This window comes from Streptomyces sp. NPDC052109, assembly GCF_040680195.1.
Classification (GTDB): domain Bacteria; phylum Actinomycetota; class Actinomycetes; order Streptomycetales; family Streptomycetaceae; genus Streptomyces.
Window position 1 is genome coordinate 164,055 of the sequence record NZ_JBFAWF010000011.1, and the last position, 26,704, is coordinate 190,758.

The 26,704-nt window shown below is 73.6% G+C and carries 26 protein-coding genes; 11 read left to right on the forward strand and 15 right to left on the reverse strand.

Going from position 1 to position 26,704, the window contains the following annotated elements:
• Nucleotides 1-21: 21 nt before the first annotated feature.
• From hypE to AB0L59_RS23155, 9 genes are all read right to left on the reverse strand, one after another.
• A complete protein-coding gene (hypE, locus tag AB0L59_RS23115; RefSeq protein ID WP_365586643.1) occupies nt 22-1,092 on the reverse strand; it encodes a hydrogenase expression/formation protein HypE in 1,071 nt (356 codons plus the stop codon).
• Nucleotides 1,085-2,230: a hydrogenase formation protein HypD gene (gene hypD / locus AB0L59_RS23120; RefSeq protein WP_365586644.1), complete on the reverse strand. Its 1,146-nt coding sequence runs from the start codon at nt 2,228-2,230 to the stop codon at nt 1,085-1,087. Before hypD ends, hypE begins: the two co-directional genes overlap by 8 nt.
• The gene (locus tag AB0L59_RS23125; RefSeq protein WP_362115505.1) at nt 2,227-2,517 is read right to left on the reverse strand and encodes a HypC/HybG/HupF family hydrogenase formation chaperone; all 291 of its coding nucleotides are present in this window, start codon (nt 2,515-2,517) and stop codon (nt 2,227-2,229) included. The genes hypD and AB0L59_RS23125 overlap by 4 nt, the downstream gene beginning before the upstream one ends.
• A 3-nt stretch (nt 2,518-2,520) precedes the next feature.
• Nucleotides 2,521-4,866, reverse strand: coding sequence for a carbamoyltransferase HypF (hypF, locus tag AB0L59_RS23130; protein WP_365586647.1), 2,346 nt, complete (start codon nt 4,864-4,866; stop codon nt 2,521-2,523).
• Entirely contained in the window at nt 4,863-5,579 is a 717-nt protein-coding gene (gene hypB, locus AB0L59_RS23135; protein WP_365586649.1) for a hydrogenase nickel incorporation protein HypB, read from the reverse strand. Before hypB ends, hypF begins: the two co-directional genes overlap by 4 nt.
• A gap of 73 nt (nt 5,580-5,652) precedes the next feature.
• On the reverse strand, nt 5,653-6,219 hold the full coding sequence (locus AB0L59_RS23140) for a hydrogenase maturation protease (protein ID WP_365586652.1): 567 nt from the start codon (nt 6,217-6,219) through the stop codon (nt 5,653-5,655).
• Nucleotides 6,216-7,925 (reverse strand): enoyl-CoA hydratase-related protein, encoded by a 1,710-nt coding sequence (locus AB0L59_RS23145; RefSeq protein ID WP_365586655.1) that lies wholly within the window; start codon nt 7,923-7,925, stop codon nt 6,216-6,218. The genes AB0L59_RS23140 and AB0L59_RS23145 overlap by 4 nt, the downstream gene beginning before the upstream one ends.
• A gap of 66 nt (nt 7,926-7,991) precedes the next feature.
• Nucleotides 7,992-8,360, reverse strand: coding sequence for a low affinity iron permease family protein (locus AB0L59_RS23150; protein ID WP_365586656.1), 369 nt, complete (start codon nt 8,358-8,360; stop codon nt 7,992-7,994).
• Nucleotides 8,361-8,609: 249 nt separating this feature from the next.
• Nucleotides 8,610-9,140, reverse strand: a complete 531-nt coding sequence (locus tag AB0L59_RS23155; RefSeq protein ID WP_365586659.1) for a hypothetical protein — start codon at nt 9,138-9,140, stop codon at nt 8,610-8,612.
• Nucleotides 9,141-9,367: 227 nt separating this feature from the next.
• Between AB0L59_RS23155 and AB0L59_RS23160 the strand changes: the two genes are divergently transcribed.
• On the forward strand, nt 9,368-9,856 hold the full coding sequence (locus tag AB0L59_RS23160) for a DUF1360 domain-containing protein (RefSeq protein WP_365586662.1): 489 nt from the start codon (nt 9,368-9,370) through the stop codon (nt 9,854-9,856).
• Nucleotides 9,857-9,898: 42 nt separating this feature from the next.
• Here the strand turns inward: AB0L59_RS23160 and AB0L59_RS23165 are convergent, their stop codons facing one another.
• The gene (locus AB0L59_RS23165) at nt 9,899-10,636 is read right to left on the reverse strand and encodes an MgtC/SapB family protein (RefSeq protein ID WP_365586664.1); all 738 of its coding nucleotides are present in this window, start codon (nt 10,634-10,636) and stop codon (nt 9,899-9,901) included.
• Between the two features lie 248 nt (nt 10,637-10,884).
• On the opposite strand from AB0L59_RS23165, the gene AB0L59_RS23170 reads away from it, so the two are divergent.
• The 4 genes from AB0L59_RS23170 to AB0L59_RS23185 all read left to right on the forward strand — a co-directional run bounded on the left by AB0L59_RS23170 (nt 10,885) and on the right by AB0L59_RS23185 (nt 14,307).
• Complete coding sequence (locus AB0L59_RS23170) at nt 10,885-11,319, forward strand: DUF2267 domain-containing protein (protein WP_365586667.1); 435 nt, start codon at nt 10,885-10,887, stop codon at nt 11,317-11,319.
• A gap of 186 nt (nt 11,320-11,505) precedes the next feature.
• Entirely contained in the window at nt 11,506-11,961 is a 456-nt protein-coding gene (locus AB0L59_RS23175; protein WP_365586669.1) for an ANTAR domain-containing protein, read from the forward strand.
• A gap of 308 nt (nt 11,962-12,269) precedes the next feature.
• Nucleotides 12,270-12,965 carry a nitroreductase gene (locus tag AB0L59_RS23180; protein WP_365586672.1) on the forward strand — a complete coding sequence of 232 codons (696 nt, stop codon included), beginning with the start codon at nt 12,270-12,272 and terminating at the stop codon, nt 12,963-12,965.
• Nucleotides 12,966-13,158: 193 nt separating this feature from the next.
• Entirely contained in the window at nt 13,159-14,307 is a 1,149-nt protein-coding gene (locus AB0L59_RS23185; protein WP_365586675.1) for an AI-2E family transporter, read from the forward strand.
• Nucleotides 14,308-14,711: 404 nt separating this feature from the next.
• Here the strand turns inward: AB0L59_RS23185 and AB0L59_RS23190 are convergent, their stop codons facing one another.
• Nucleotides 14,712-14,948 (reverse strand): hypothetical protein, encoded by a 237-nt coding sequence (locus AB0L59_RS23190; protein ID WP_365586678.1) that lies wholly within the window; start codon nt 14,946-14,948, stop codon nt 14,712-14,714.
• 338 nt (nt 14,949-15,286) lie between these two features.
• On the opposite strand from AB0L59_RS23190, the gene AB0L59_RS23195 reads away from it, so the two are divergent.
• The 3 genes from AB0L59_RS23195 (at nt 15,287) to AB0L59_RS23205 (ending at nt 18,760) form a co-directional block, all read left to right on the forward strand.
• Nucleotides 15,287-16,426: an aromatic acid exporter family protein gene (locus AB0L59_RS23195; RefSeq protein WP_365586681.1), complete on the forward strand. Its 1,140-nt coding sequence runs from the start codon at nt 15,287-15,289 to the stop codon at nt 16,424-16,426.
• A 134-nt stretch (nt 16,427-16,560) separates the two neighbouring features.
• Nucleotides 16,561-17,457 (forward strand): helix-turn-helix transcriptional regulator, encoded by an 897-nt coding sequence (locus tag AB0L59_RS23200; protein WP_365586683.1) that lies wholly within the window; start codon nt 16,561-16,563, stop codon nt 17,455-17,457.
• 367 nt (nt 17,458-17,824) lie between these two features.
• Entirely contained in the window at nt 17,825-18,760 is a 936-nt protein-coding gene (locus AB0L59_RS23205) for an alpha/beta hydrolase (RefSeq protein ID WP_365586686.1), read from the forward strand.
• A 136-nt stretch (nt 18,761-18,896) separates the two neighbouring features.
• On the opposite strand, the gene AB0L59_RS23210 is transcribed toward AB0L59_RS23205, so the two are convergent.
• On the reverse strand, nt 18,897-19,898 hold the full coding sequence (locus tag AB0L59_RS23210) for a LacI family DNA-binding transcriptional regulator (RefSeq protein WP_365586689.1): 1,002 nt from the start codon (nt 19,896-19,898) through the stop codon (nt 18,897-18,899).
• Nucleotides 19,899-20,202: 304 nt separating this feature from the next.
• Here AB0L59_RS23210 and AB0L59_RS23215 point away from each other — a divergent pair, with 304 nt between their 5' ends.
• The 3 genes from AB0L59_RS23215 to AB0L59_RS23225 all read left to right on the forward strand — a co-directional run bounded on the left by AB0L59_RS23215 (nt 20,203) and on the right by AB0L59_RS23225 (nt 22,623).
• Entirely contained in the window at nt 20,203-21,459 is a 1,257-nt protein-coding gene (locus AB0L59_RS23215; protein WP_365586691.1) for an MFS transporter, read from the forward strand.
• Between the two features lie 32 nt (nt 21,460-21,491).
• Nucleotides 21,492-21,623: a hypothetical protein gene (locus AB0L59_RS23220; RefSeq protein ID WP_365586694.1), complete on the forward strand. Its 132-nt coding sequence runs from the start codon at nt 21,492-21,494 to the stop codon at nt 21,621-21,623.
• 364 nt (nt 21,624-21,987) lie between these two features.
• Nucleotides 21,988-22,623, forward strand: coding sequence for a LysE family transporter (locus AB0L59_RS23225; protein WP_365586696.1), 636 nt, complete (start codon nt 21,988-21,990; stop codon nt 22,621-22,623).
• 348 nt (nt 22,624-22,971) lie between these two features.
• On the opposite strand, the gene AB0L59_RS23230 is transcribed toward AB0L59_RS23225, so the two are convergent.
• The 3 genes from AB0L59_RS23230 to AB0L59_RS23240 all read right to left on the reverse strand — a co-directional run bounded on the left by AB0L59_RS23230 (nt 22,972) and on the right by AB0L59_RS23240 (nt 26,690).
• On the reverse strand, nt 22,972-23,817 hold the full coding sequence (locus tag AB0L59_RS23230; protein ID WP_365586697.1) for a lysozyme: 846 nt from the start codon (nt 23,815-23,817) through the stop codon (nt 22,972-22,974).
• 148 nt (nt 23,818-23,965) lie between these two features.
• Nucleotides 23,966-25,822: a M1 family aminopeptidase gene (locus AB0L59_RS23235; protein ID WP_365586699.1), complete on the reverse strand. Its 1,857-nt coding sequence runs from the start codon at nt 25,820-25,822 to the stop codon at nt 23,966-23,968.
• 211 nt (nt 25,823-26,033) lie between these two features.
• Complete coding sequence (locus AB0L59_RS23240) at nt 26,034-26,690, reverse strand: 1,4-alpha-glucan branching protein (RefSeq protein WP_365586702.1); 657 nt, start codon at nt 26,688-26,690, stop codon at nt 26,034-26,036.
• Nucleotides 26,691-26,704 lie beyond the last annotated feature (14 nt).

A 26,704-nucleotide genomic window follows, 5' to 3' on the forward strand; every position in this document is an offset into this window, starting at 1 on the left:
GGCCGGGTCGGCGAGCCACATTCAGCAGATGCGGGGCAGTTGCTCGCCCAGCGGCAGGTCCACCACCCGGGTGCCCCCGAGTCCGGTCGCGGCGACGACCATCCCCGGGTGCTCCGCCACGCACTCGCCGATGCGGGCCGCGCCGCTGCCCTGCGGATGTGCCCGCATCGCGGCCAGGACCGCCTCGGCGTGCTCGGGCGGTACGAAGGCGACGAGCCGGCCCTCATTGGCGACGTACAGCGGATCCAGGCCGAGGAATCCGCAGGCGTTCGCGACCTCGTCCGGGACCGGGACGGCCCGTTCCTGCAGCCGGACTCCGGTGCCGGAGGCGCGGGCGATCTCGTTCAGGGAGGCGCCGAGGCCGCCCCGGGTCGGATCGCGCAGGACGTGGATGTCCTTCGTGACCGCCAGCATCGCCGACACGAGACCGGCCAGCGGCGCGGTGTCGGAGGCGATCTCGACGCCGAACTCCAGGCCCTCGCGCACGCTCATGACGGCCACGCCGTGCAGCCCGATGGGGCCGCTGACGAGGACGGCGTCACCCGGCCTGGCCCGCTGCGGGCGGATGTCGACCGCGTCCGGTACGAGACCGACGCCGGCGGTGGTGACGTAGACACCGTCGCCGTGCCCGGACTCGACCACCTTGGTGTCACCCGTGGCGACGGTGACGTCCGCGGCCTCGGCCGCCGCGCCGATGGCACGCGCGATCCGGCCGACGACGTCCAGTGGCACGCCCTCCTCCAGGACGAAGGCCGTGGACAGGTAGGCGGGCCGGGCTCCGCTCATCGCCAGGTCGTTCACCGTGCCGTTGACGGCGAGATCACCGAGGCTGCCGCCGGGGAAGAACAGCGGCCGCACGACGTAGGAGTCGGTGGAGAAGGCCAGCCGGGCGCCGCCCAGCTCCAGGACGGCCGAGTCGGTGAGGGCGGCCAGGGTGGGGTTGCCGTAGGCGGGTGCGAAGACCTGCTCGATCAGTTCCGCGGACAGGGCGCCGCCTCCGCCGTGTCCCATGACGACGACCGGCTGGTCGCGCAGGGGGGCGGGGCAGGTCCAGTTCGCGGGGTCAGCCGCTTCGGTAGCCAGGTCAGCCAACGGTGTTCAGCTCCTCCCGCGCGATGCGCGATCCCTGCTGCGCCGGGCCGTCGGTCATCCGGCGGTACAGGTAGTAGGCCGCGCAGGCCCCCTCGTTGGACACCATGGTGGCGCCGAGCGGGGTGCGCGGGGTGCAGGCCTTGCCGAAGGCCTCGCACTCGGTCGGCTTGATCAGCCCCTGCAGCACCTCGCCGGCGCGGCACACGGCGGGCTCCTCGGTGCGGATGCCGGCGACGTCGAAGCGGTGTTCGGCGTCGTGGGCCCGGAACGCGTCGGACAGGCGCCAGCCGCTGGCCGGGATGCGACCGATGCCGCGCCAGTTGCGGTCGGTGACCTCGAAGACCTCCTCCAGCATGCGCAGGGCCGCCGGGTTGCCCTGTTCGCGCACGGCGCGCGGATAGGCGTTCTCCACCCGGTGCTCGCCGCGCTCCAGCTGGTGGACGGCCCGGCGGATGCCCTCCAGGATGTCCAGCGGCTCGAAGCCGGTCACGACGATCGGCACCCGGTGCCGGTCGGCCAGCTCGGGGTACTCGGCGGTGCCCATCACGCTGCACACATGCCCGGCGGCGAGGAAGCCCTGCACCCGGCATTGCGGTGCCGTCATGATGGCCTCGATCGCGGGTGGGACCCGGACGTGGGAGACGAGCAGGCTGAAGTTGCCGAGGCCCAGACGGCGGGCCTGGTGGACGGCCATGGCGTTGGCCGGGGCGGTCGTCTCGAACCCGATGGCGAAGAACACGACCTCACGGTCGGGGTTCTTGCGGGCGAGGTCGAGCGCGTCCAGCGGCGAGTACACCACGCGTACGTCACCGCCCTCGCCCTTGACCCGGAACAGGTCCCGGTCGGTGCCGGGCACCCGCAGCATGTCCCCGAAGGAGCAGAAGATCACCTCGGGGCGGGCGGCGATCTCCAGCGCCTTGTCGATGACCTCGAGCGGAGTGACGCACACCGGGCAGCCGGGGCCGTGGATCAACTCGACCTCGTCCGGGAGGAGTTGATCGATGCCGTGCCGGATGATGGAGTGGGTCTGGCCCCCGCACACCTCCATCAGCGCCCAGGGGCGGGTGACCGTGGCACGGATCTCGTCCAGCAACCGGCGGGCCAGATCGGGATCGTTGAACTCGTCGATGTACTTCACCGGGCCTCACTTCCCGTCTCCTGCCGGGCCGCCTGCTCCCAGGCGTCCCCGAACTCCTCTTCCAGCAACCCCAGTTGCTCGAACAGCTCCAGGGACGCGCGGGCCGACGCCTCGTCCAGGCGCTGCAGGGCGAAGCCGACGTGGACGATGACGTACTCCCCCACCCGGACGTCGGGCAGGTACTCCAGGCACGCCTGTTTGCGTACTCCGCCGAAGTCGATCAGCCCGGTCAGGGGGTCGGCGCGATGGTCGATGGACACGACCTTGCCGGGCACTGCCAGACACATGGCTCACTCCGTCTCGTGGTTGTTCGCTGTTCCCGCGACCATGAGCTGGCCGAGTGCCAGCCCGCCGTCGTTCGGGGGGACTTCGCGGTGCCGGAGGACCGTGAAGCCGTCCCTGGCCAGCAGCGCGGTGCACTCCTCCTCCAGCAGGCAGTTGGCGAAGACGCCCCCGGTGAGGGCGACCACGGCCAGGCCGGTGTCCGCGCGGGCGCGGTGACAGATCTCGGCGACGGCCCGGGCGACACCACGGTGGAAACGGGCCGCGAGGACCGGTGCGGGGGTGCCGCGCCGCTGGTCCTCCAGGAGTGCGCGCAAGGTGGGCGCCGGGTCGATGTCGCGCTGCCCGGCGAAGCCGAAGGGGTACGCCACCCCGTCCGCGTCACGGGCCTCGGTCGCCGCAGCCTCCAGCTCCATCGCGGCCTGTGCCTCGTAACCCGCGCGGTGGCAGACGCCGGCCAGCGAGGCCACCGCGTCGAACAGGCGGCCCATGCTGGAGCTCGGGACACAGGCCACCTGCCGGTCCAACTGCTTTCGCAGGACGGCGCGTTCGACGTCCGAGCACGCCCGCACGCTCGGCAGGTCAGGATCCCAGTCCAGCCCTGCCGCCCAGAGCCGGGCCAGCGCCAGCCGGCACGGGTTGGCCACGCCCGCGTCCCCGCCGGGCAGCGGGGCGGGGGCGAGGTGGGCGAAGCGCCGGTAGCCGGCGTAGTCCGCGAGCAGGATCTCGCCGCCCCACACCGTGCCGTCGTCACCGTATCCGGTGCCGTCGAAGGCGACGCCGATCACCGGAGCGGTGCCGTCCAGGCCGTGCTCGGCCATCGCGGAGGCGATGTGGGCGTGGTGGTGCTGGACCAACCGCAGGGCACCGTCCGGCAGTCGAGCGGCGCGGCGCCTGGCCCAGCCGGTCGAGTGGTAGCCCGGGTGCCGGTCGGCGGCGACGAGGGCCGGGGTGACCCCGGTGAGGCGGGCCAGGTGCCGCTCGGCGCGCTCGACGGCCTCCAGCGTGGCCAGCTCGCCCATGTCGCCGATGTGCGGCCCGAACCACGCGTGGTCGCCCTCGCCCAGGCACAGGGCGTTCTTCAGGTCGCCGCCCACCGCGAGCACGGGCGGCACCGCGACGGGGAGCGGCAGCGGTCGGGGGACATGGCCGCGGGAGCGTCTGAGGACCTGTTCGGTGCCGTCCGGGCGGACCCGCAGCAGCGAGTCGTCGCACGGTGAGGCGATGGGCCGGTCGTGGGCGAGCCAGGCGTCGGCCAGTCCGGCGAGCCGGGTCAGGGCCTCGGCGTCGTCGGTGACGATGGGTTCGCCGGTGCGGTTGCCGCTCGTCATCACCAGCACCCGGGGGCCGGGGGGATCGCCGGGGAGCCCGAACAGCAGGGTGTGGACCGGGGTGTAGGGCAGCATCACGCCCACGTGCGGGCTGCCGGGGCAGACCCGGCCGGAGAGGCGGAGGCCGTCCGCCGGTGCCCGCCGGCGCAGCAGCACGACGGGGCGGCGGGCGCTGGTCAGCGCGGCCCGTTCGGCAGCGGAGAGGACCGCGATCCGCTCGGCGGTGGCGAGGTCGGCGCACATCACCGCGAAGGCCTTGCCGCCGCGTGCCTTGCGGTCGCGCAGGGCGGCGACGGCCCGGTCGTCGGTGGCGTCGCAGGCGAGGTGGTAGCCGCCGACGCCCTTGACGGCCACGATCCGCCCCGCGGCCAGCAGCGCTCGTGCCGTGGCGAGGGCGCGCCCGTCCCGGGCCGGGCGGAGCCCGCCGAGGCCCGGGACCAGGCTCAGTCGTGGGCCGCAGTCGGTGCAGGCGACCGGCTGGGCGTGGAAGCGCCGGTCGGCGGGGTCGCCGTACTCGCGGGCGCAGGAGGGGCACATCGGGAAGCCGGCCATCGTCGTGGCCACGCGGTCGTACGGCATCCCGGTGGCGATGGTGAAGCGGGGGCCGCAGTGGGTGCAGGTGACGAACGGGTGCCGGTGCCGGCGGTCGGCCGGATCTGCCAGTTCGCGCAGGCAGTCGGCGCAGGTCGCGGTGTCGGGCGGGAGCTGGGTGCGGCCGTCGGCCCGCTCCGTGGAGCGGATCGCGAACGGGCTCGTGTCGCCGGTGGCGGGCAGCTCCTCGCCCGCGATGGCGCTCACGGTGGCCAAGGGCGGCGGCTGTGCGGCCAGCGCGGCGCAGAAACGGCCGACGTCGTCCGCCGGGCCCTCGACCTCGACGATCACCCCGTCGCCGGTGTTGCCGACGAATCCGGCGAGGCCGAGTCCGGCGGCGAGCCGGTGCACATAGGGCCGGAACCCGACTCCCTGCACCGTTCCGCGCACGGTGAGCCGGCGCCGCACGAGTCCGGTGGCGGTGGCCGTCATACGGCCGGAGCGGCGGCGGAGTGCCCGTGCGGATGCGGGGCGAGGGGCGGCCGGTGCGTGGTGCCGTCCCGGGCGGTGAGGGCGCGGTCCAGGAGGGTGCCGACACCGGACCCGGTACGGGCGCAGGACCGTACGATCTCCACGCCCGGGTTGACCCGGTGCACGTTCGTCCGGAAGGCGGTCTCGTCGAAGCCGGCCGGCTCGGCGAGGTCCGTCTTGGTGATCACGACCAGATGGGCGGAGCCGAACGCGGTCGGGTACTTCAGCGGTTTGTCCTCTCCCTCGGTGACCGCCATCAGCACGACCCGCAGGGTCTCGCCGAGGTCGTACGCGGCCGGGCAGACGAGGTTGCCGACGTTCTCCACGAAGAGCACGGAGGTGTCAGCCGGAAGCCAGCCGGTGAGCCGGTCCCGGACCTGACGGGCCTCCAGGTGGCACAGGCCGTCGGTGAGCAACTGCTGGACGGGGGCGCCGGAGCGGGCCAGCCGGACGGCGTCGTTCTCGGTGGCCAGGTCGGCGGTCAGCGCCGCCACGGGAACGCCCCGCTGCACCGCGCGGGCCAGGACGCGGCCGAGCAGTTCGGTCTTCCCGCTGCCGGGGCTGGACAGCAGGTTGACGACGGTCACGCCCTGCCGGGCGAGGTCGCCGCGCAGATCCGCGGCCAGGTCGTCGTTCTTCGCGAGGACGGCCTGCTTGACGTCGGACCGGCACATGGGCGCTGCTCCTTGGTTGCGGCGGTGGAGCCCCGGCCGCGTCGGTGTGACCCGGGCTCCACCGATCTTCCGCTCAGCCGGCCGCCGTGCCGGGCAGCGCAGCCGGGGGCGGGGGCCCGGATTCCATCGGGCGGCCCAACGGGGGTGCGGGCGCGGTGGGGTCGGCGAGCAGGGCCGGGATCAGCGTGTGCAGGGCGTCCACGGCCGGGGCGACGGCTTCCCGGACCGGTCCGGTGAGCCCCGGGACGAGGTCCTCGTCGCCGGCCGGGAGCAGCTCGGGCTCACAGGCCAGGACGAGGACGCGGGGCAGGGGCTCGTCACCGAGGTGGGCCGCCAGGGCCAGCACCTTCGCCGGGTCCATGCCGTGGGCCTCGGGCACGACGGTGTCGCCGGGCGGTTCGGCCTCGATCAGGGAGAGGGTGCCGGGGGCGTGACCGCGCCGGGCGGTGTCGACCAGGACGGCGGTGTCGTATCCGTCGAGCAGGTCGTAGGCGAGATCCATGCCGCGGATGCCGTAGTCGTGCACCCGCACCTCGGGCGGCAGCGGGCGGTGCGCGAGGGCGCGGATCACTTCGGGGCCGAAGGCGTCGTCGGCGAGGAAGATGTTGCCGACGCCCGCCACCAGGAGGCGCGGCGTCAACGGACATCTCCGACGGGCGCGGCGAGGGGCCGGGGCGAGCCGGACGGTGTCTTGCGCACGAACGCCGAGCGCAGGGCGTGGTAGGGGGCCTGCGGGTCGAAGAAGATGGCGTGCATGCGGGCGAGTTCCGCCTCGCGGTGGGCGGCGAGGGGCCGTTCGCGTTCGTCCGCGGCGCGAGCGACGGCCTTGTGCGCGATCCGCCCGTCCAGGTCGGGTGCGGCGGCGAGTTCGGCCGCGAGCCGCTCGATCTCCGCCGTGAAGTCGCCGGGCGCGGCGGGCACGAGCCGGTCGACGAGTCCCAGCCGCTCGGCGGACGCGGCGCTGACGGGCAGGGCCTCGGTGGTCAGCCGGTCGGCGTGGTCCGCTCCGACGCGGCGCGGCAGGGTGTATGTCCAGTACTCCGAGCCGTACAGGCCCATGCGCCGGTAATGCGGATTGAGGACGACGCCGGTGCGGCACCACACCTCGTCGGCGGCGACGGCGAGCATGGCTCCGCCGGCCGCCGCGTTGCCGGCGAGCGCGGCCACGACCAGGCGGTCTGTGGTGTGCAGCACCGCCTCGACCAGGTCGTCCATGGCGTTGAGGTTGACCCACGACTCCTGCGCGGGGTCGGGGGCGGCCTCGATGACGTTCAGATGGATGCCGTTGGAGAAGAAGTCGCGGTCGCCGCCGAGCACGAGGACGCGGGTGGGGTGCGAGAGCGCGTGCCGGTAGGCGGCGAGCAGCCGGCGGCACCGGTCGGTGCTCATCGCGCCGCCCGGGAAGGAGAAGCCGAGGAAGCCGACGTCGCCGCGCTGCCGGTAGCGGATGTCGGTCCAGGTGCGCCGGTCGGACGGCAGGTTCAGCGGGACGGGGGCTTCCGGCAGGTCGAGGGAGGGTTCCCAGGCGGCGAGCACGGAGGCGGCCGGCCGCCGGAAGGGCGCGGGGTCGCCGGAGTTCCTGCGCGGGCGGAGCTCGGGGATCCAGACCGCGCCGTCGCGGGTGGCGCGGCAGACGGCTCCCGCGCGCCGGGCGAGGAGCTCACCCGGTCGGCCGCGCAGCCGATCCTCGGCATGCCCGCCGTGCAGGAACACCTCCCGGCCCAGGAGTTCGTCCAGGACGCCGGGCTGCGAGTCGGCGCCGCGGAGCTTACGCAGGACCGTTTCGGTGTCGTCCCGTTCCCAGTCGATGCGCCGCCGCTCCCGCCGGAAGGCGTCACGCCACACCACGCTGATCGAGTCGTCCGTCTGCGGCCGGGGCTTGTAGGAGCCTTCGGCGTAGCGCCGTACGGCGGTGAGGACAGCCGTGAGGGCCGCGTCGGAGGCCTCGTTGCGGTACAGGTCGCTCTTGCCGACGGGCGGGACGGGGAACGGCTCCGCCGCCCAGACCGGGCCGGCGTCCATCGCCGCCTCGGCCTGCAGGACCGTCACACCCCACTCTTGCGCTCCCTCGGCGATGGCCCAGTCCAGCGAGGAGGGGCCACGGTCGCCGGGCGGCCCGGGATGCACGATCAGGCAGGTGTGGTCCCGCCACACGTCTTCGGGCACGGCCGTCCTGAGCATCGGCGCGATGACCAGGTCCGGCCGCCGTTCACGCACGGCGGCCCGTACCGGGTCGGCGCCCTGCGAGGCGAGACACACGTCGACGTGGTGCCCGAGGTCCGACAGTTCGGCGTACACGCGCTGGGTGAGGCTGTTGAACGCGCTGGCGACGAGCAAAATGTCCATGACACGGCATGGTCGACCCTGACCGGGTCGCCGTGAAGAACCGCCGCGCCGTTTTGTCCGCCTCCGTCAGGTCTCTTCCTCCATCCGGATCGCATTCCGCAGATCCTCGAAGGCCTGGCTCCGGTCATCCGCGTGACCCTCCAGCAGGGCACGGGCGATCGCGTCGAGCTTGCGCTGGATCGCGTGCTCGGCCCGCATCTCGGCGTTCTTCAGCAGCGCGAGGAGCAGCAGGGTCACGGCGGTCATGGACTCGCCCGCGAGCAGCAGCAGTTCGAGCCGTAGATGCGCGAGGTGCGCGGCCACGAAGAAGCCGACGATGAGCAGGCAGAAGAGGAAGAACACCGGGGAGCTGGTGAAGTTGGAGGCGTACTCCGCGAACTGCTCGAACCGGCCGCGGCCCGCCCCGCCGCGGTGCACGGGATTCTTGAAGGTCATGGCCGGGCCTCACCTCGCGCCGAGCGGAACCGGCCCGCCGGCCATCACCCGCCGCCGGGCCGTCGTACGCCACCCCCGGGCACCGGCCGGATCCGGTCGCGGGCCGCCGCGTCGTCACCTTGCGCACGCATCGCCTGTCTCCTGCCTGCCGTCGCTCGGGCCGGCCACCGCCCGCGGACGGCCCCGGACCAGCTCCGCAGTACCCCGCGCGAGCACGCACGACACCGGTCCGGGCCGACGGAGACCTGCTCAGGCGGCGAGGGCGCGACCCGGTCCCAGCCGGTCCAGCAGCTCGTCCAGGTGGAGCTCGGCCACGGGGGCGAGGAAGTCGGGGTGGCGCAGCAGCGCGGCGGCGCGCCGGTCGCCGTCGTCGGGGGCGAGCAGGCGCCGGAACTCGACCGGCGCGCCGGAGGAGTGCTCGCTCCCGGCGAGTGCGGCGACGGCCTGGCCTGCCAGCTCGGGATCGGTGAGCAGGACGGCCGCCCAGCTGGCCACGACCTCGTCCACCCAGGTCCGCCAGGCCCGCTCGTCGTCCGGTCCGTCCTCGTCGGCCCGCTCGGCACCGGTGATCCAGTCCAGACGAGCGGCGCCGCCGGGGCCTGCCATGGTGACCAGGGCCGCGTCGATCTCCGTCGGATAGCGCAGCCACGCGGCGACGGTCACGGCCTGCCGGGCCTGCGCCTCGCACAGGGCGGAGGCCAGCGCGCCGCCGCTGGCCGGATAGGCGACCGTGAGCCAGCGCGCCGTCGCGGCGATGAGGGAGGACAGATCAGTGAGCACAGCGGGGCCGTCCGGGGTGAAGGGGGGAACAGGGCCTCGACGCAACGGTAGCCCGGCCCCGGCCCCGACCGGGAGGGTGTGCGAACCAGGTCATATGTGGCATCGCCCACGCCTCCCTCGGGGCCAACGTCCGCCTCGTGGTGCGGGAGCCCCTCGGTCACGTGTCGCCCCCTCGGCCCGGGGAACTCGTCGCAGGCCACGCGAGCGCACTCCCGGGAGGTCACGACATGACGACGGACGCCGAACGGTACGAGGACGGCGGCGATGTGCCGCTCGCCGGGTACGCCGTCCTCGCCTCCGTCTTCGGGGCGGGCGTCGGGACCTTCGCGGTGCTGGCCCGGCGCCGCGGTGTCCAGCTGCCGCAGGCCGTGCCGCCGTGGGACGTCGTCCTGATGGGCGCGGCCTCCTACAAGGCGTCCAGGCTGCTGGCCAGGGACAAGATCACGAGCTTTCTGCGGGCGCCGTTCACCCGCCGGGCGGACGAGGGCGAGGCGAGCGAGGTCATCGACGAACCACGCGGGGACGGGATCCGGCGAGCCGTCGGCGACCTGCTGTCCTGCCCGTTCTGCACCTCCGCCTGGGCCGCCGGGACCCTGGTGTGCGCATACGCGGCGGCACCCCGGCTCACGCGCCTGGTCTCCGGGGGCCTAGGCGCGCTGACGGTCGCGGACTGGCTGCAGTACGCCTGGACGTGGACGCAGGCGACCGAGAGCTGAGCGGGCCGGTGCCGACGGCCGTACCCGCACCCGTTCGTCGCGCTATTCGTCATCCGCCGCCGCGCTCACCTCGACGTCGAGCACACCCTCGTCCTGGAACAGCTCCGACGCCAGCCCCGTCGGATCGTCGGTGCCCTCCAGCTCCAGCAGCACCCGGGCCGCGTCGTCCGTGCGGCCGGGCAGTCGTTCGACCTTGACCTGCACGATCCGGAAGCCGCGCCCGGTGCAGGTCTGCATCAGGCGTGGCAGCAGGGCCGCCCCGGTCCGGTAGGTCAGGCGTGCCTCGAAGGCGGCGGCGGCCGCGGCGGGGCTCACCCGCGAGGTGAAGAGCGGATAGCCCCGCACCACCAGGAAGTGCAGGGCTGTCACCGCGAGCGCCAGGATGGGCAGTCCTCCGCCGCACGCCATGCCGACCGCGCAGGTCAGCCATATGGTGGCGGCCGTCGTCAGACCCCGTACGGCGTCCCGGCGTACGAAGATCAGGCCACCGCCGATGAATCCGATGCCGGAGACGATCTGCGCCGCGACGCGGGAGGGGTCGAAGGAGACGTTCTCCAGCCCGAGCACCGCGGTGAACCCGTGCTGGGACACCTCCATCATCAGCGCGCTGGCGATGCCGACCAGCGTGTGCGTGCGCAGTCCGGCGCTCTTCTGCTGCGCCGCCCGCTCCCAGCCGATCAGGCTGGACAACAGCAGAGCCAGCCCCAGCTCGGCCAGCTGCCGCAGCCCCTGGCCGTTGTGGACGTCCCACAACGGCGCCGCCAGCCCCGCTCCCTCCATGCACACCTCACACGTCGCTCCGCCGCCGTCCGGCTTGATCGATGGTCCGCCGCCCACGCCTACCCCGCGACGGGACCGCGACTCCTGCGGCCCGGGTACCGGCCGCGGCGCCGGGTACTCGGCCGGGGCCGCGGGCGACCGGGGCCGATGCCGGTGACGGCGCCGCCGGCCGGGCCTGGGGCTCGGGCCTCGCCCGCGGTGAGGGACGGAGCGCACCGTCAGGACTTCGTGAGGAAGGAACCGGCCTCATGCGGCACGACGAGATGATCGGAAAGGTGCAGGCGCTGGCCCAGCTGCCGGACCGGGGTTCGGCCGAACGCGCCGCGCACGCTGTCGTGAGCACGCTCTCGGAGCGGCTGCCGTCCGGGCTGGCCCGGCATGTGGCGGCCCAGCTGCCGCACGACATGGCGGCGGCGATGCGGGAGGCGGCCGACGCGTCGGCCGGCGCGGACTCCGGTGTGCCGGGCGAGCGGTTCGGGCTGACCGTCTTCGCCGGCCGCGTCGCCGACCGGGCCGGCACCGACGAGGACACGGCCCTGCGGGAGGCCGTCGCCGTGATGGAAGTGCTCGACGCGGCGCTCGCGCCGGAGCTGACCGAGCGGATGGCCGGCGCCCTGCCCTCGGACATCCGTGCCCTGCTGCCGGTGGTCCGGGCGACCGAGACCACCGGTCAGGAGGGCTGAAAGAGCGCGGGCACGGGTGGAGACCGCGAACCGGAGCGGCGGGCCGGGCGAGCGCACGGACGTTCACGCGGTGGGTACGACCGGTGCGGCGTGACGGCGCCGCGGTCAGTTGCTTCAATAAGTGTCGCAAGCGCCCATCGAGGGCAGGCGAAGCAGGGACGCCCCCCACCCCCGCAAAGGTGCTCCATGGTCTTCTTCACCCTCTCCCGGCGGCGGCCGCTGGTCCTGCTCTCCTCGACCGAGCTGGCCGCGGAGTACGACCGGCTGGTGACCGAGAACGAGCAGCTGCGACAGGCCGTGTCCTCGCACGCGGTGATCGACCAGGCCATCGGAGCCGTGGTCGTCCTCGGGCAGATCGCCCCGGAAGAGGCCTGGCGGGCGCTGCGGGACGTCTCCCAGCGCACCAACACCAAGCTGCGGACCGTGGCCGAGCACATCCTGGACTACGCCCAGGGCGGGGCACTGCCCGAACCGGAGCGGATCGAGCTCGGCCAGGCGATCGACCGCTACCGGCGCTGCGCACGCTTGGACGAGGGCACGACGACGGACCGGGGAGAGCCCGCCGGCCACGGGATCAGTGGCGGCCCACCCTCAGACGGCGGTGCCGGTGCGGCCTGGTGCGGCGGGCCGTCGGAGGCCTGAGGATCCATCGGTCCTCGACCTGATCCAGGCCGAAGAGCACGATGCTCAGGACGGGGAGCAGCAGTACGGCGATCGTGATCACTGGAGGATCCCCTCTGCCGGCGACACTCCGCGAGTCCCCTCCCCCGCCCGGGCCACCCGCCGCGGTTGTGAAGGTCCTGTGAGCGCTTGCCGCCGTCGTCGGTCGCCGGCTCGGATCCGTTGCGCGAGGGCCGCTCCACGCCAGTGCCACGACTCCGGTCACATCCGCGGGCCCGCATGCGTCAGTGCGGTGGAAGCGAAGTGCGGAGCGGCCCTGGAGGGCATGGATGGATGTGTACGAGGCGGTGGTGAGCCGGCGGGCGGTGCGCTCCTTCACGGACGAGCCGGTCCCCCGGGCGGCGCTGGAGCGGGTCCTGACCGCCGCCGCCCGCTCACCCTCGGGCGGCAATCTCCAGCCGTGGCACGTCTACGTGCTCACCGGTGCCCGGCTGGCCGAGCTGAAGAAACGCGCCGGTGAACGCGCTGCCGCCGGTGATCCCGGGGACGCTCGGCAGTACCGGATGTATCCACCGGAGCCCGGGTCTCCCTACCGGGAGCGGCGGTCGGCGGCGGCCGCCCAGCGTTTCGCGGCGCAGGGGATCCGTCGGGAGGACGCGCGGGCCCGCCGTGCGGCCGTCGCCGCCAACTGGGAGTGTTTCGGAGCGCCGTGTCTCCTGCTGTGCTACATCGACCGGGACATGGGCGCGGCGCAGTGGGCCGACCTGGGGATGCACCTGCAGACGGTGATGCTGCTTCTGCGCGCGGAAGGACTGCACAGCTGTGCGCAGATGGCCTGGTCGGTGTACCACCGGACCGTTGCGGAGGTCGTCTCGCCGCCGCCGGAGCTGATCCTGTTCGCCGGTGTGTCCGTCGGCTTCGCGGACCCGTCCGCCGCGTTCGTGTGGATCGACCGGGCGCCGATCGGGGAGACCGTCGCGTTCCTCGACGACGGCGACGGGCCGTCTGGGAGTGCCGTGGCGTAGGCCCCTGGTCCTGTGCCGGTGGCCCCGGCAACCGGCCGCCGGGCGAAACGCCGCCGCCCGGGGGAAACCGCGCGCGGGCGCATTCCGCGCGCCCCTGTCGCGGTGTGCGCTTACGGTTCTGTACAGGTGACCGACCGTGATCGGGCCCGACGGAGAGGAGCCGGGATCGGTGGTGGGCGATGCGCGGAGGCGGGTGACCGGGCCTAGCGGCGGGGGGCGCCGCAAGGGCCTGGTGCTGGGCAGCCGGCCGGCGTACTCCGTGCGGCTCCCGTCCGCGTCCCGGACCGAGCCGGCGCCGGTGGCCGAGCGGACGGTGCCGTGGCTGCGGGTCGGGGCGGCCTACGCCTGGCGGCTCATCCTCGTGGGGATCGTCGTCTACGGGATCTTCAGCATCCTCGGCAGCTTCCAGCTCATCGCGGTGGCTCTCTTCCTGGCACTGGTCGTCACCACCGTGCTGCGTCCGCTGACCGACCTGCTCGACCGCGTCCTGCCGCGGCCGCTCTGCGTCGCCGTGGCGCTGGTCGGCAGCATCCTGTTCCTGCTCGCCCTACTGGCCCTGGTGGGCAACGCGGTGGCGGGCGAGTCGACCCGGCTGGCGGGCGAGTTCCGGGGCGGGGTGCATCGCATCGAGGAGTGGCTGCAGCGGCCGCCGTTCCGGCTGAGCCCGGGCCGGCTGTCCCAGCTGGAGAGCCAGCTGACGCACTACCTGACCGCGCACCGGTCCAGCCTGCTGAGCCGCGCCGTCAGCGGGCTGAGCCGGATGGTCGAGCTGGTCACCGGGGGCGCGCTGGCGTTGTTCGCGTCCGTGTTCTTCATCCACTCCGGCGAGCGGCTGTGGGGCTGGGTCCGGGACCAGTTGCTGCCGAGCCGCGCCCGTCCGTCGTGGGACCGGGCCGGGCACGCGGCCTGGCGGGCCTTCGCCGGATACACGCGCGGCATCATCATCGTGGCCGCCACCAACGCCGTGCTGGTCGGTGTCGCGCTGCTCCTGCTGCGGGTGCCGCTCGCGCTGCCGCTGACGCTGCTGGAGTTCTTCGCCGCGTTCGTACCGCTGGTGGGCTCACCGGTCGCGCTCGCCGTCGCGACGGTCGTCGCGCTGGCCGGACGCGGGCCGCTCACGGCGGCGGCCGTGCTCGCGCTGATCGTCGTGATCGGCCAGCTGGAGGGTCATGTGCTGCATCCGCTGGTGATGAGCTGGGCGGTGCGGCTGCATCCGCTCGTGGTGGCGGTGTCGGTGATCGCCGGCAGCATCATCGCGGGAGTGATCGGTGCCGTGGTGGCCGTCCCGCTGGTCTCGGTCGTGTGGGCGGTGCTGCGCGCACTGCGCGCGGTGCCGCCTTGACGGGCCGGCGCCCGCCGTCCTCGGCTGCCGTGTCCGCCAAGCCGTTCACCAGTGCCCCGGACACCGGTTCAGTGGTTCCCCGGGAACCGGCGGTCGCTGCTCGGAAGGCCGACGCCGCGGCAGTGACGGGACCGTACTCACGGTCCGCCTCGTCCGACGCCGCCGGGCGTGTGAAGGAGCGCGGCGCCGTCTCCCGTCCCGAGGGCACCACCGTCGTCGTACCGCTCAGCGCAGCGCCGCCGAGGCGAGCCCGCGCCCCTCCCCCTCCCGCACGCTTCCCATCCGCCGGCCCGCATCCCGGGCAACACCGCCCCGCGGGTCGGCCCGTCCCGGGCGGCGGTGCGGGCGATACCGCGGCACGCCGACCGGACGCCGCGCCTGGCCCGACCTGCCCGGCGAGGGGTTCACCGCTCCTCAGCCGTGGCGTTCCGCCGCCCCGATCCGGCCACCGCCCGAAAGACTGCCGCACCGGCGGGGTTGCTGGTGCTGATCCGCGTCAGCCGGGAGCCGTCCGGACGCGGCGGGTACATCCAGTGGACGAGCGGACCCGCGGCGCATGCCTTCACGCCGCCGTCGTACGGGCCGCCCGGCAGGCCGCCGCCGGCGCTCCCGCAGAACAGCGCGGGCAGCAGGGACGGCACGTCCCGGACCGGTGAGCCGGCTTGTCCCGGGGCTGGGCATGGGGGCGCTCCCCCAAGCCGCTCGCCGCCGACCGTTCGGCCCTGTCCAGCCGTCCGCATCCCCGGTCCACGCCGACCTTCCTGTCCGGTTCCTCTCCAGCGCGCCCGTCGCCCAAGCCGGGACTGCTCCCTGCCGGCCGAGACGGCCGGGCCCGGAGCTGCGGAGTCGTCGTCTGCTGCCGGGGGAGGCGCGAAGGCGAGGCGTAGGGCGCGCGGCGCTGGTCACCCGGGACGCTATGCGAGGTCGGCGGTCGGCGTGGGGAGGTGTCCCGGAGGGCATCCGGGGCGCCGTGCGGGGCATGCGAGTGGCGTGGCGAGCGCTGTGGCGTGAGGTGACGGCCGCGGCACACGGGGCGGCACGGGCCTGGGCGGGACCGTGCCGGGAGCGTGATCTGGCCGTCCAGGCGCTGAAGGCGGCGCTGGCCGCGTGGGTGGCCTGGGCCCTGGCGGGCTGGTGGCTGCATGCACCGGTGGCGTTCGTCGCCCCGTGGGTGGCGGTGGTCCTGGTGGAGTCGACCGTGTACCGGTCCATCGCGCACGGGCTGCAGCAGCTCGCGGCCGTGGCGGCCGGCACGATCGTGGCCACCGCGGTCGCGCCGGCCGTCCACAGCACGGTGGCCGCGATGGCCGTCGTGCTGCCGCTCGCGATGCTGCTCGGACAGTGGCGGCGGCTGGGCAGCCAGGGCATCTACGCGGCCACCGGCGCCCTGTTCGTCCTGACCGGCGGTTCCGTCACGGTGACCACCTCCGCGGCCCGGCTCGCGGAGGCCTTCTTCGGAGCCGCGGTCGGTATCGCCGTCAACGCGCTGGTCAGGCCGCCGCTGTACGTGCGGGACAGCCGGGCCGTGCTGAGGGACGCGACCCAGGAGGCCCACGACATCCTGCGGGCCGTGGCGGAGGGGCTGGCCGAGGGACGCTGGGACGCCGAGGAGGCCGGTGCCCGGCACGAGCGGGCCCTGCGGCTGCACCGGCTGGTGGAGCAGGCCCGTTCGTCGGTCGCGTGGAGCCGGGAGAGCCTGCGCGGCAACCTGCGGCGCCGCCGCACCGGTGCCGTGCCACCGCCCGGCGAGGGGTACGACGACGCGGTCGTGGTGCTGGACTACGCGGCCGTGCACACGGCGGGCGTGACCCGCACGGTGCTGGAAGCCGCCGCGGAGGACCGCGCGGCGCCTCGACCACATCCCGAACTCGCCCGTCGCTACGCCGAGTTCCTGCACCGCACCGCGCACGCGCTACGTCTCTACAGCCACAGCCGGTTCGGCGACGACCGCGGCGACGAGCTGCGCGCGGCGGTGGCGCGGTTGCGCGCGACGCTGGACGAGCTGCGCCGGGACCTGGTCCGCTCCACGAGGGACGACCCCGACGAGGTCGCCACCTACGGCGCCCTGCTCGCCCAGGCGCACCGGCTGGCCGACCAGCTGGTCGTCTCGGGGGCCTGACGGCACAGACCCACGGCCGCGCCCCCGACCGGCCGGTGGCCCGCCTGCCGGACCACTCGCTCTGCCCGCACCCCGCGCATCCTGGGAGTGACAGGACCAGGCAAGGGGCTCGCGGGGCTCCTAGGATCGGGGACATGAGCAGGCCGAACGCGCTCGGGGAGTACCTCCGGGCGCGCCGTGAGCTGACCGACCCGGCGGACGCGGGGCTGACGGTCGTGGGCGTACGCCGTACCCCCGGGCTGCGCCGTGAGGAGGTCGCCACGCTGGCGGGGATCAGCGCCGACTACTACCTCCGCCTGGAGCAGGGCCGCGACCGCAACCCGTCCCCACAGGTGCTGGAGGCCCTGGCGCGGGTGTTCCGGCTGGACGCGGCAGCCACCGAGCACCTGTTGAGCCTGTCCACCGCCCGCCCGGCGGCGTCCAGGCGGCGCCGCGAGGTGGTGCCGGCGGGAATCCGGCAGCTGCTCGACGCGATCAACCTGCCGGCGTTCGTGGAGAGCCGGATGTTCGACGTGCTCGCCGCGAACCGGCTGGCGACCGCCGTGTCCCCCACCATCCGGCCCGGCGTCAACCGGCTGCGCACGCTGTTTCTCGACCCCGAGGAGAGGGAGCTCTACCCGGACTGGGAACAGGCGGTCAGAGGCATGGTCGCCGGGTTCCGCGCGTCCGTGGGCGGCGACGTGGACGATCCGCGCATCGTCCAGCTGGTCGGTGAACTCTCGCTGGCCAGCGACACGTTCCGGCGGCTGTGGGCCCGGCACGACGTCACCGCGCTGGCCGGCGGATCGATGCGGCTGCGCCACCCGCGGCTCGGCATGCTGGAACTGCGCCGGGAGAAACTGCCGATCAGTGACTCCGGCGGCCAGATCCTCGCCGTCTATCACGCCGAACCCGGCTCGGAGACGGCCCGCGCGCTCGAGTCGCTCGTGCCGCCGACGGTCACCGAGGCGGGCCGCGGGGCCGAGCCGACGCCGGAACTCCGTGAGCCCGAGCGGGACCGCGCGGCACCTCGGCGGCCGCGTCGGCGATGAGGAAGCGGGTGAAGGGCAGCCTCTGCGCCTCGTCCACGCCGTCCACGGGCGAGTGCAGGTCGGCATCGGTGCGCCGGGCGTTGCGGCAGGCGGCAGGTGCCACCCGCGCTGGTCAGTCCGGCGGCCAGATGGTGCCCCATCGAGCACGACGGTGTGCAGGGCGGTGATGGTGAGGAAGTGGTCGAAGGCGTCACCGCCGGTGTCGTGGGCGGGCTCGAGGACGCCGGGGGGGACCGCGCGGCCCGACACGGAGCGCGCCGCCGTCGGCAAGACCTCGCCAGCAGGTAGTTACACGTGTAACATCTCGCTGCGCCGACGGTATCGCGCCGCCGGATCAACGCCCCGGCCGACGACGGAAGGCCTCGCCATGACCTCGACAGCGCCCGCCCGGACCGAGACGGACTGGCCGCCGCCCCCGTTCCACGCCCCCACCCCCGCCGTGACCGGCACCGACGGCGTGCGTCGCTTCCACGGGCTGACCTACGCCACTTCGCCCGGGTACCGGCCGCGCCTGCTGGACGTGCACGTACCGCCCGCCGAAGGCCCCGTGCCGGCCGTGGTGTGGATCCACGGCGGCGGATGGCTCGAGGGCGACCGCCGCTATCCGCCGCCGACCGTGCCGGTGGAGCTGTTGCACGGAGCGCTGCTCGGCGCAGGCCTGGCCCTGGTCAGCATCGACTACCGGCACAGCCTCGAGGCGCCGTTCCCCGCCCAGCTGCACGACGTCAAGGCGGCGATCCGGTACGTCCGGCACCACGCCGGCGCCCTCGGCATCGACCGTGAACGGATCGGCGCCTGGGGCGAGTCGGCCGGCGGTCACCTCGCCGCCCTGGCCGGCCTGGTACGCGCAGACACCCACGGCCCCGGCCTCGAAGGGACTGAGGGCGTACGGGAGGAGGACAGCGGGGTGCTGGCCGTCGTCGACTGGTACGGCGTGTCCGACATCGCAGCGATCCTCGGTCAGCCCCTGCCGCCCCTGCCCGGCGAGCCGTCGTACCCGAACCCGATCGAGACACTGCTCGGCGGACCGGAGGCCGAACGCCCGGAGCGGGCGCGTGTCGCGAGCCCCGTGACCTACGCGGTGGACGGCGGCGCGCCCCCGTTCCTGCTGGTCCACGGCCGCGAGGACCAGGTCGTCCCCTACAGCCAGAGCGAGACGCTGGCCCGGGCACTCACCGAAGCGGGCGGTGAGGTCACACTGCGGCCGGTCGAGGGGGCCGACCACATCTTCCTCGGCTCGGCGGAGGTACCCGCGATCGTGGCGCACGGCGTGGACTTCCTGCGGGGGCATCTGACCTCCTGACCGGCGGCGGGGCGGAAGGCGGCGGCCGTCCGGCACGGATCACCACCGCAGGGCAGAGGGCCGCCCGCGTGCCGCCGCCCGCCCGGAGCCGGGCGGCGTCCCGGCGCCCCTGTCGAGCCCCTTCCGGCAGTTGCCGTCAGGCGGACTCCCGGCGTACGAGCACGGGTTGCACCGCCGGCAGCGGAGCCGCGGTCCCGGTCTCGATCAGATCGTGCAGGGCCGCGGCCACCTGCGCGGCGGAGGGCATGTCCAGCCGGATCGTCGTCAGCGCGGGGCGCTGCAGGGCCGCCGTGACCAGGTCGTCGCAGCCGACGACGGCGATGTCGTCGGGCACGTCGACGCCCGCGTCCCGCAGCACGGCCAGTAGCAGCGCCGCGTACTCGTCGTTGTAGGCGAAGACGCCGTCCAGACCGCGTGCCGTCCAGCCGCTCGCCAGCTCGGCGGCGGACGCGTACGTGTACTCCATGTCCACCGGGGTCACCGTGGCCGTCGTCCGGGCGGCCACGCTCAGCGCGCCGGCCAGGCGGGGCTCCGCGAAGGCGGACAGGCCGCGCTCGCGGGGCATGACGACACCGATGCGCCGGCGCCCCTGCGCGACGAGGTGGTCGACCGCGAGCACACCCACCCGCCGGTCGTCGAAGACCACTGTGCACACCCCCTCGATCGGCCTGGGCGCGAGGGCCATCAGCGCCTGGACACCGGCCCGCCGCAGCACGTCCACGCCGGCCGCGCCGAGGCTCGTGCCGTCCAGCGCCAGAACCGCGCCGGGGCGCAGTTCGGCCCAGGCCCGGGCAGCGGAGCCGGGATCGGCGAACCGGCCGGCGTGCAGGACGGCCGTGTAGCCGTACCGTTCCAGCTCCGAGTGCAGGTCGTCGATCCAGCCGCTGACCAGGCGGCCGATGGCGGACACGGCCGCCGGGATCAGCACCAGGTTGTTGCGGCCCGCGCGCAGCGAACGGGCCGCGGCGTGCGGGACATAGCCGAGCGCGTCCGCGGCGGCGAGCACCTTCGTGCGGGTCGCGTCGCTCACCCGGTGCGCCTGGGTGTTGTTCAGCACGAAGGAGACGGTGGCCCGCGAGACGCCCGCCAGCCGCGCGACATCGGCACTGGTGACAGCCGCGGCCGCTCTCCTCGCCATGGTTCCCTTCCACTCCCCGGACCTGTGCTCCCGTGCCCACGTTACACGCGTCAAATCAAGAGCCGACGTGCGTGCGCCGGGCGCCGATGACACGAGTCAGCAACGAAGCGACTTCCCTGAAGCAGGAGTCTGTTCAACCCCGTCGGCCGGGTGCTACACAAAGACCCACCGATCCGGTTACTCGTGTAAGCGACCGCGGCAGCCCCCGATCCGGACACCGCGGATCGCCTCTCCGCAGCCGTGCCCCTCCCCCACCCGGCTCGCCCTCTGTCGCTCCCCCTTCTTCTTCCTCCCAGGAGTCGCCATGCCCCTGCCGACCGACGATCTCCGGCCCACCACCGTGCCGACCGCACCCGACTCCCGGCAGCGGGGGCTGATGGCGCTGCTGCTCGTGGCCAACGCCTCGATGTACGCCCTCTACATGGGGGTGGGCTCCGTGCTGCTGCCCACCCAGGTCGCCGCGATCGACCCCCACCACAAGGTGGCGCTGCTGGGCCTGGTCGCCGGGGTCAGCTCGGTGTTCGCGACCGCCTGCAATCCGGTCGCCGGCGCGCTCTCCGACCGTTCCGGACGCCGCAACCCCTGGGTGCTCGGCGGTGCGCTCGCCTCGCTGGCCGGTCTCGCGTTCCTGGGCAGCGTGCGCACGGCCCTGCTGGTGGGCATCGGATGGTGCCTGGTCCAGGCGACCATGAACGTCTATCAGGCCGCCGTCACCGCCATCGTGCCCGACCGGATCCCGCCGGCCCGCCGTGGCACGGCCTCCGCCCTGGTGGGGCTCGCCCTGCCGGTCGGCGGCACCCTGGGTGTCGTCATCGCCTCCAGAACCACCGGCCATCTCCGCGTGGGTTGCCTGGCGTTGGGGCTCGTGGCGGCAGCGGCGGCGACCTTGCTGACGGCGCTGTGCCGAGACGTCCCGCGTGACCGGGACGCCGCACCGGCACCGGCCCTGCCCTGGCGCCGACGCGCGTCGGTCTTCCTGTCAGCCCTGAGCAGCCGTGACTTCCGCTGGGCCTTCATCGGCCGCGCCCTGATGGTGCTGGGCTACTTCTCCGTCGTCGGCTACCAGCTCTACATCCTGGAAGACCACATCTCGCTGCCGAAGGGGCTGACCGCGGCGGACGCCATGGCCGTCCTCACTCCGGTGTCGATGGCGGCGATGGCCGTCTCCACACTGGTCGGCGGCCTGCTGTCGGACCGCTGGAACCGGCGCAAGGTGTTCGTCGGTGTCTCGGCCGCGCTCGCCGGTGTCGCCATGGCGGTGCCGGTGCTCGCGCCGACGTGGCCGGGCATGCTCGTCTTCAGCACGCTCGACGGACTGGCGTTCGGCTGCTTCATGGCCGTGGACACCGCCGTCGTCACGCTCGTGCTCCCCCGTGCCGAGGACGCCGCACGCGATCTGGGCGTGCTGAACATCGCCAACGCCGGCCCTCAGATCGTGGCGCCGTTCGTCGCCTCGGCCGTGGTCACCGCGCTCGGCGGCTACACCCCCCTGTTCCTGTTCGGCGGCGCGCTGTCGTTGCTCGGCGCGCTCGCCATCCTGCCGATCCGCGGGGTGCGCTGAGCCGTCGGCACCCCCGCTTCCAAGGAGTTCCCGTGCCTCGCGGACGCTCCGTCGGGTCGGACCGTATCCATGTCTCGCCCGTCGCCCACACCGGTGCCGACACCGCCGGGTGCGGCCCCGTGTACCTCGAACTCAGGGCGCTGGTGGTCGACTTCGGGCTGTGATTTCTCTCCGGGGTCGGTCCGGACACGGCCAGGGCCTCGAGGCCGAGTCTTGTGGGGACATCTGGCCGCCGGTGCGGGAGTCGCCGTCCTCGCCCGCGTGGCGGCCGTGGTCGCGGCCCGCCCCCGGGCGATCGTGACCGTCGTGAGCCAGACCGTCAGGGCTGTCCTGACAGCCGTCGCGGTCCCGGTCCGGACCCTGGGGTGCGGATGCGGTCGCTGAAAAGGAGTTGTCAGGGCAACCGCGCTGCCGTCACGATCGGCCCATGACCTCGCTGATCTCCTTGCTGCCGTCGACCGCCGCCGACCGATCGGTGCGCGACCGGCAGCAGTCCGGCCGATCGCGGAGGCCGACGCCCGTGCACGCGTGACCGCGGCCGTGGTCGCGGGGCTCCTCGCGGGGTACGGCATCGCCGTGCCCGTGGGCGCCGTCGGGACCTATCTCGTGGCCTTGACCGCTCGGACCTCGTGGAAGACCGGTGCCTGCGCCGCGCTCGGGGTCGCGGCGGCCGACGGTGTCTACGCTCTGGTCGCCGTGCTCGGGGGTGCCGCGCTGACGCACGCCGTAGAGCCGGTCACGCACCCCCTGCGCTGGGTCGCCGCCGCGGTGCTCGTCGTGCTGGCGGTCCGCGGCACGGCGACGGCGATCGCCGACCACCGCGCACCGCGGGCGGCCTCACGGACCGAGGGGGCCCCGCTCCGCCCCGGCCGGGCCTTCCTGGCGCTGTGGGGCGTCACGATGATGAATCCCCTCACCGTGGTCTACTTCGCGGCCCTTGTGTTCGGCAGCCGGGCCTCGACGGATCCCCCTCCGCTCGAACGGGCCGTGTTCGTCCTGGCCGCCTTCGCCGCGTCCGCCAGTTGGCAGTTGCTGCTGGCCGGCGGCGGAGCCCTGCTCGGCCGGCTCCTGACCGGCAGCCGCGGACGGCTCGCCACGGCCTTGGCGTCCAGCGCCGTGATGACGGCACTCGCCCTTCGCATGCTCCTCTCGCACCATCCCTAGCACGTGTACGGGACGGCGTGACGACGTTGGTGGCCCCTTGGTGATCCACCACGGCGGCGAAGCGGGGCCGGCCGTCCACCTCGGCCTCCGCTCCGGCGGGCCGGGACCGCAGACCGGGCGGCGAGCAGGCGGCGGACCGTTCATGGCTCATGGAGGTTGAGCCAGGCACGGTCCGGGAGACGGACGACGGTGCCCGCCTCCACGTACGAGTTCGACACGATGAGGTCCGGGCCGGGGCGAAGACGAGGGTCCCTCGGCGTCGAGCGCCCGCGACGGTTCCGTGTGAAGAGGGAGAGGGTCACCCGGCAGTCGGCCACCACCCTTTCTGCCGGGAACCCGTCGGCCGGGTCAGCCCGTCGCGAAGGCCTTCAGGCGGTCCAGGGCCCCGTTGAAGCGGTCGTGGTCCCCGACGGTTTTCCCGGTGGAGGTGTACTGCCACATCGTGTGGTACGACCAGCCCGACGGCAGTGTCCCGGCGGTCGAGGCGTAACGGGCGATCCACAGCGGATTGCCGCCGAAGCCGGAGTAGTTGCCGGTGCACTGGGTCCACCAGTTGGTCGCCGTGTAGATGACGGCGTCGCGGCCGGTGCGGGACTTGTATCGGTTCACGAAGGCCCGGATCCAGCTGACCATGGCGCTCCGGGACTTGCCGTAGCAGCTGTCGCCGTACGGATTCCACTCGATGTCGAGCACCCCGGGCAGGGTCTTGCCGTCCTTGGACCAGCCGCCGCCGTGACGCACGAAGTAGTCGGCCTGAGCGGCACCGCCGGCTGTGTCCGGGGTCGCGAAGTGGTAGGCGCCGCGGATCATGCCCACGTTGTACGGGCCGCTGTACTGCTGGGTGAAGTAGGGATTGGTGTAGTTGGTCCCCTCGGTGGCCTTCGTGTACGCCCATCTGACGCCCTCACCCCACAGGGTCGGCCACTTGACGTCGCCCTGGTAGCTGGAGACGTCGACGCCTTCCGTCTGGGTCGCGCGGGGGTCGTTGGGCGGGGCGTCGGCGTCGACGGCGCGTCCGTCGTGGGCGAGGACACCGATGCCCATGTACGCGCTGCCACGCGGAAGTGTGTCCGACCCCGAGGCGGGATGCGCCGCGGGGCTGGACAGGGAGAGGAGGAGGCCGGTCAGGGCACCCGTGAGAGCCAGGCCTGAGCGGCCGCGAGGGAGGGATACGGAGCTTCGCACAGAACCCATCTGACCCGTGCTCGGGCCGCACCGCACCCCGGGTACCGCCCAACGACACCATCGGGGGCCGGGTTTGGTCCGTACGGGTGGCCGCCGGGTGGCGTACCGGCCGGTCGTGGGAGCAGGCGCGGGGCCGCCTCCCAGGACCGGCCCGCGGTCAGCCGTCGATACGGTGCTGGGTCCAGAAGGAGGTGAGGTCGGTGCTCGTGGCGGCCTGGGCGGCGGCCTTGAACTCGGCCGTGGACGACACGCCGTACCAGTGCGCCGTCGCGTAGTCCTTCAGCAGCTTGGCCATGGCGGTGTCGCCGAGGACGCGCCGCAGGTCGTGCAGGGCGCACTTGCCGTAGCCGTAGACGACGGTGGAGTAGCGGGAGGAGTGCGCGTCCCAGTAGGCCATGGAGTTGGTGATCTTCTCGGCGCCGGAGGCCCAGGAGACGCTGTTCCAGCAGTTGGTGCCGGTCTTGCCGAGGGCGAGGTCGGTGGCGTAGTCGGTGAACGCCTCGTCCAGCCAGGGGCTGTTGTACTCGTCGTCGCCGACGATGCCGTACCACCACTGGTGGCCGATCTCGTGGGTGAGGGCCGTGGAACTGACCACGTCCAGGACGAACCCGGGATACTCCATTCCGCCGAACCAGTAGTTGTCGTCGAGCACGGCGTCCAGCTCGCCGTAGGGATAGGCACCGAAGCGGGCGGCGTGGGCGTCCACGGCGGACTTGGCGGTGCTGAGCATGGACTGGGCGCTGGAGGAGCTGATGCCCGAGACGGAGTAGACGTTCACCGCGACACCGGCCGGGGAGGTGCCGGAGATCTTGGTGAAGGGCCCTGCGGCCCAGGCGAAGTCACGGACCTTGGACGCGGTCGCAGTGGTCACCGTACGACCGCTGGAGCCGGGCGTGTCGGTGGAGGTTCCCGTGGCCGGGACCAGCAGGCCGCTGGGGTGGTCGAGGGTCACCTTGAAGTCGGCGGCCAGGGAGTAGAACGACTCGCCGTTGTTCGTGTACGGATCGAGGTGCCAGCCGGCGCTGTCGCGGACCGCGAGGACGGGCAGGGCGTTGCCGATGAAGCTGTAGGCCCCGTCGTGACCGAAGCGGTCGGCGCCGCTGGGCACGGTGATGCCGAGGTCGAAGCCGAGGGTGGCGCTCTGGCCCTGGGCGAGCGGGGCCGGCAGGTCGATCTTCAGCGCGGTGCAGTCCACGGTGGGCGTGCCCGCGGTGCCGCCGGTGACGTTGCTGACGCGGATCGGCATGGCGTCGCAGGTGCCGTGGTAGTTGTCCCACAGGCGCAGGTAGACCTCGTTCAGCGCGGTGGCGGAGGCGTTGGTGAAGGTCACGCCCTCGTGCCCGGTCCAGACGGTGCCGCTCGCGTCGCTGCTGAGGTTCACGGTGTACGAGGGCGCGGCCGGGGTCCGGGTGGAGTCGGCCGGCGGCGGCGCGGTGCCACCGGAGGTGTCGAGCGCGATGTCGTCGAGGACGAAGCTGGTCTGGAGGCTGGAGTCCTCGGTGCCGGTGAAGGAGAGACTGACGGTCTGGCCCGCGTACGCCGACACGTCGATCGACTTCCGCACGTAGCCGGTCGCCTTGTCGAGGTTCGAATAGGTGGCCAGGGTCGTGCCGCCGATCTTGGCGGTCAGTTTGTCGTACGCGACGGACGAGGTCGTCTCGGCGGTGTCGATGTGCAGCCAGAAGGTCAGGGTGGCCGCGTCGCACCCGGCGGGGATCGTGACGCTCTGGCTGAGGGTGTCGGTATGGGTGCCGCCGACTCCGTCGAGCCAGGCGTAGGAGCTGCCGCCGTGGGCGGTCTGGCCCGAGCGGCTGGTGATGACGGTGGAGGAGGACGTCGACCAGGGCGAAGTCCCGCTCTCGAAGCCGCCGTTGGCGACGACCTGGGCCGGAGTGCAGGCGGCGGGTACTGTGGCCTGCCGGGCCGCGGCGGGCGTGCCGGGGAGCACGAGGGCGGCCACCGCGGCGACGGTGAGCGCACCGGCGCCGAGGGCCTTGTGGGGGGTCGATCTCACACGCTACTCCTTTGCGGCGGCCGGGATTCCCGGCCTGCTCGGTGGCCGTCGGCCGGCTGGGGTACGCCGGGGCGGCCGCTGACAGGGCTTGCGCGATCGCTGTACCGAGAGCTGCGCCACGCCCTCATGGGGTCGGGGCGTGGGCTGCCGAAAGAGTGACAGATTTGACCGGACCATGCCAGATGGATGAGCGTGCGGAACCGGCTGCCGGTCAGGCGGAGCGCAGCGTCACGAAGACCGCCGTCAGCGGGGCACCCTGTGGGTCCTGCCAGCCGCGCGCCACATGTCCGTACGCTCCCTCGGGGCACAACGGCGGGTTCTCGGGGACGGGGTTCAGGATCCGGTGCAGGTGCAGCACCATGCCGCGCGGCACGGGAACCCGGGTGCCCTCCTGGTCGTCGGCCGGTTCGGGGGCGAACCCGTCCAGGGTGAAGGTGGCGGTGGTGCAGGAGCGGATCACCTCGGGGTCGAGGGCGCCGTCGATGCTCTGGGAGTGTGCCGGCACCCGGCCCTCGATCAGCGAGAGCAACTCTGCGACCAGCACCGGGTCGTGGGCGCCGTCGTACACCCAGCGCCTGCCCAGCACGCCGTGCTCCATCGTGCCGACGAGCGCGTGCTCCGCCGCCTCCAGGGGAGCGCCGCGATAGGTCAACGGCACGAGATAGGCGGTCGGTTCCGGGGTGGAGGTGTCCGTGGCCACCATGAACTCGATGCCGACCTCACCCTCCGGGTCGTCCAGCCGGAAGCCGCCGGACCTGGTCAGCACCGGGGCCTCCGGGCCACCGCGGTACCAAGGGCGCGAGGGCAGCCATTCGGTGAGCAGTTCGAGCTTCGTGGGCTTGAGCGTGGTGTCGTGGATGACGGCCATGCCTGCGGTTCTCC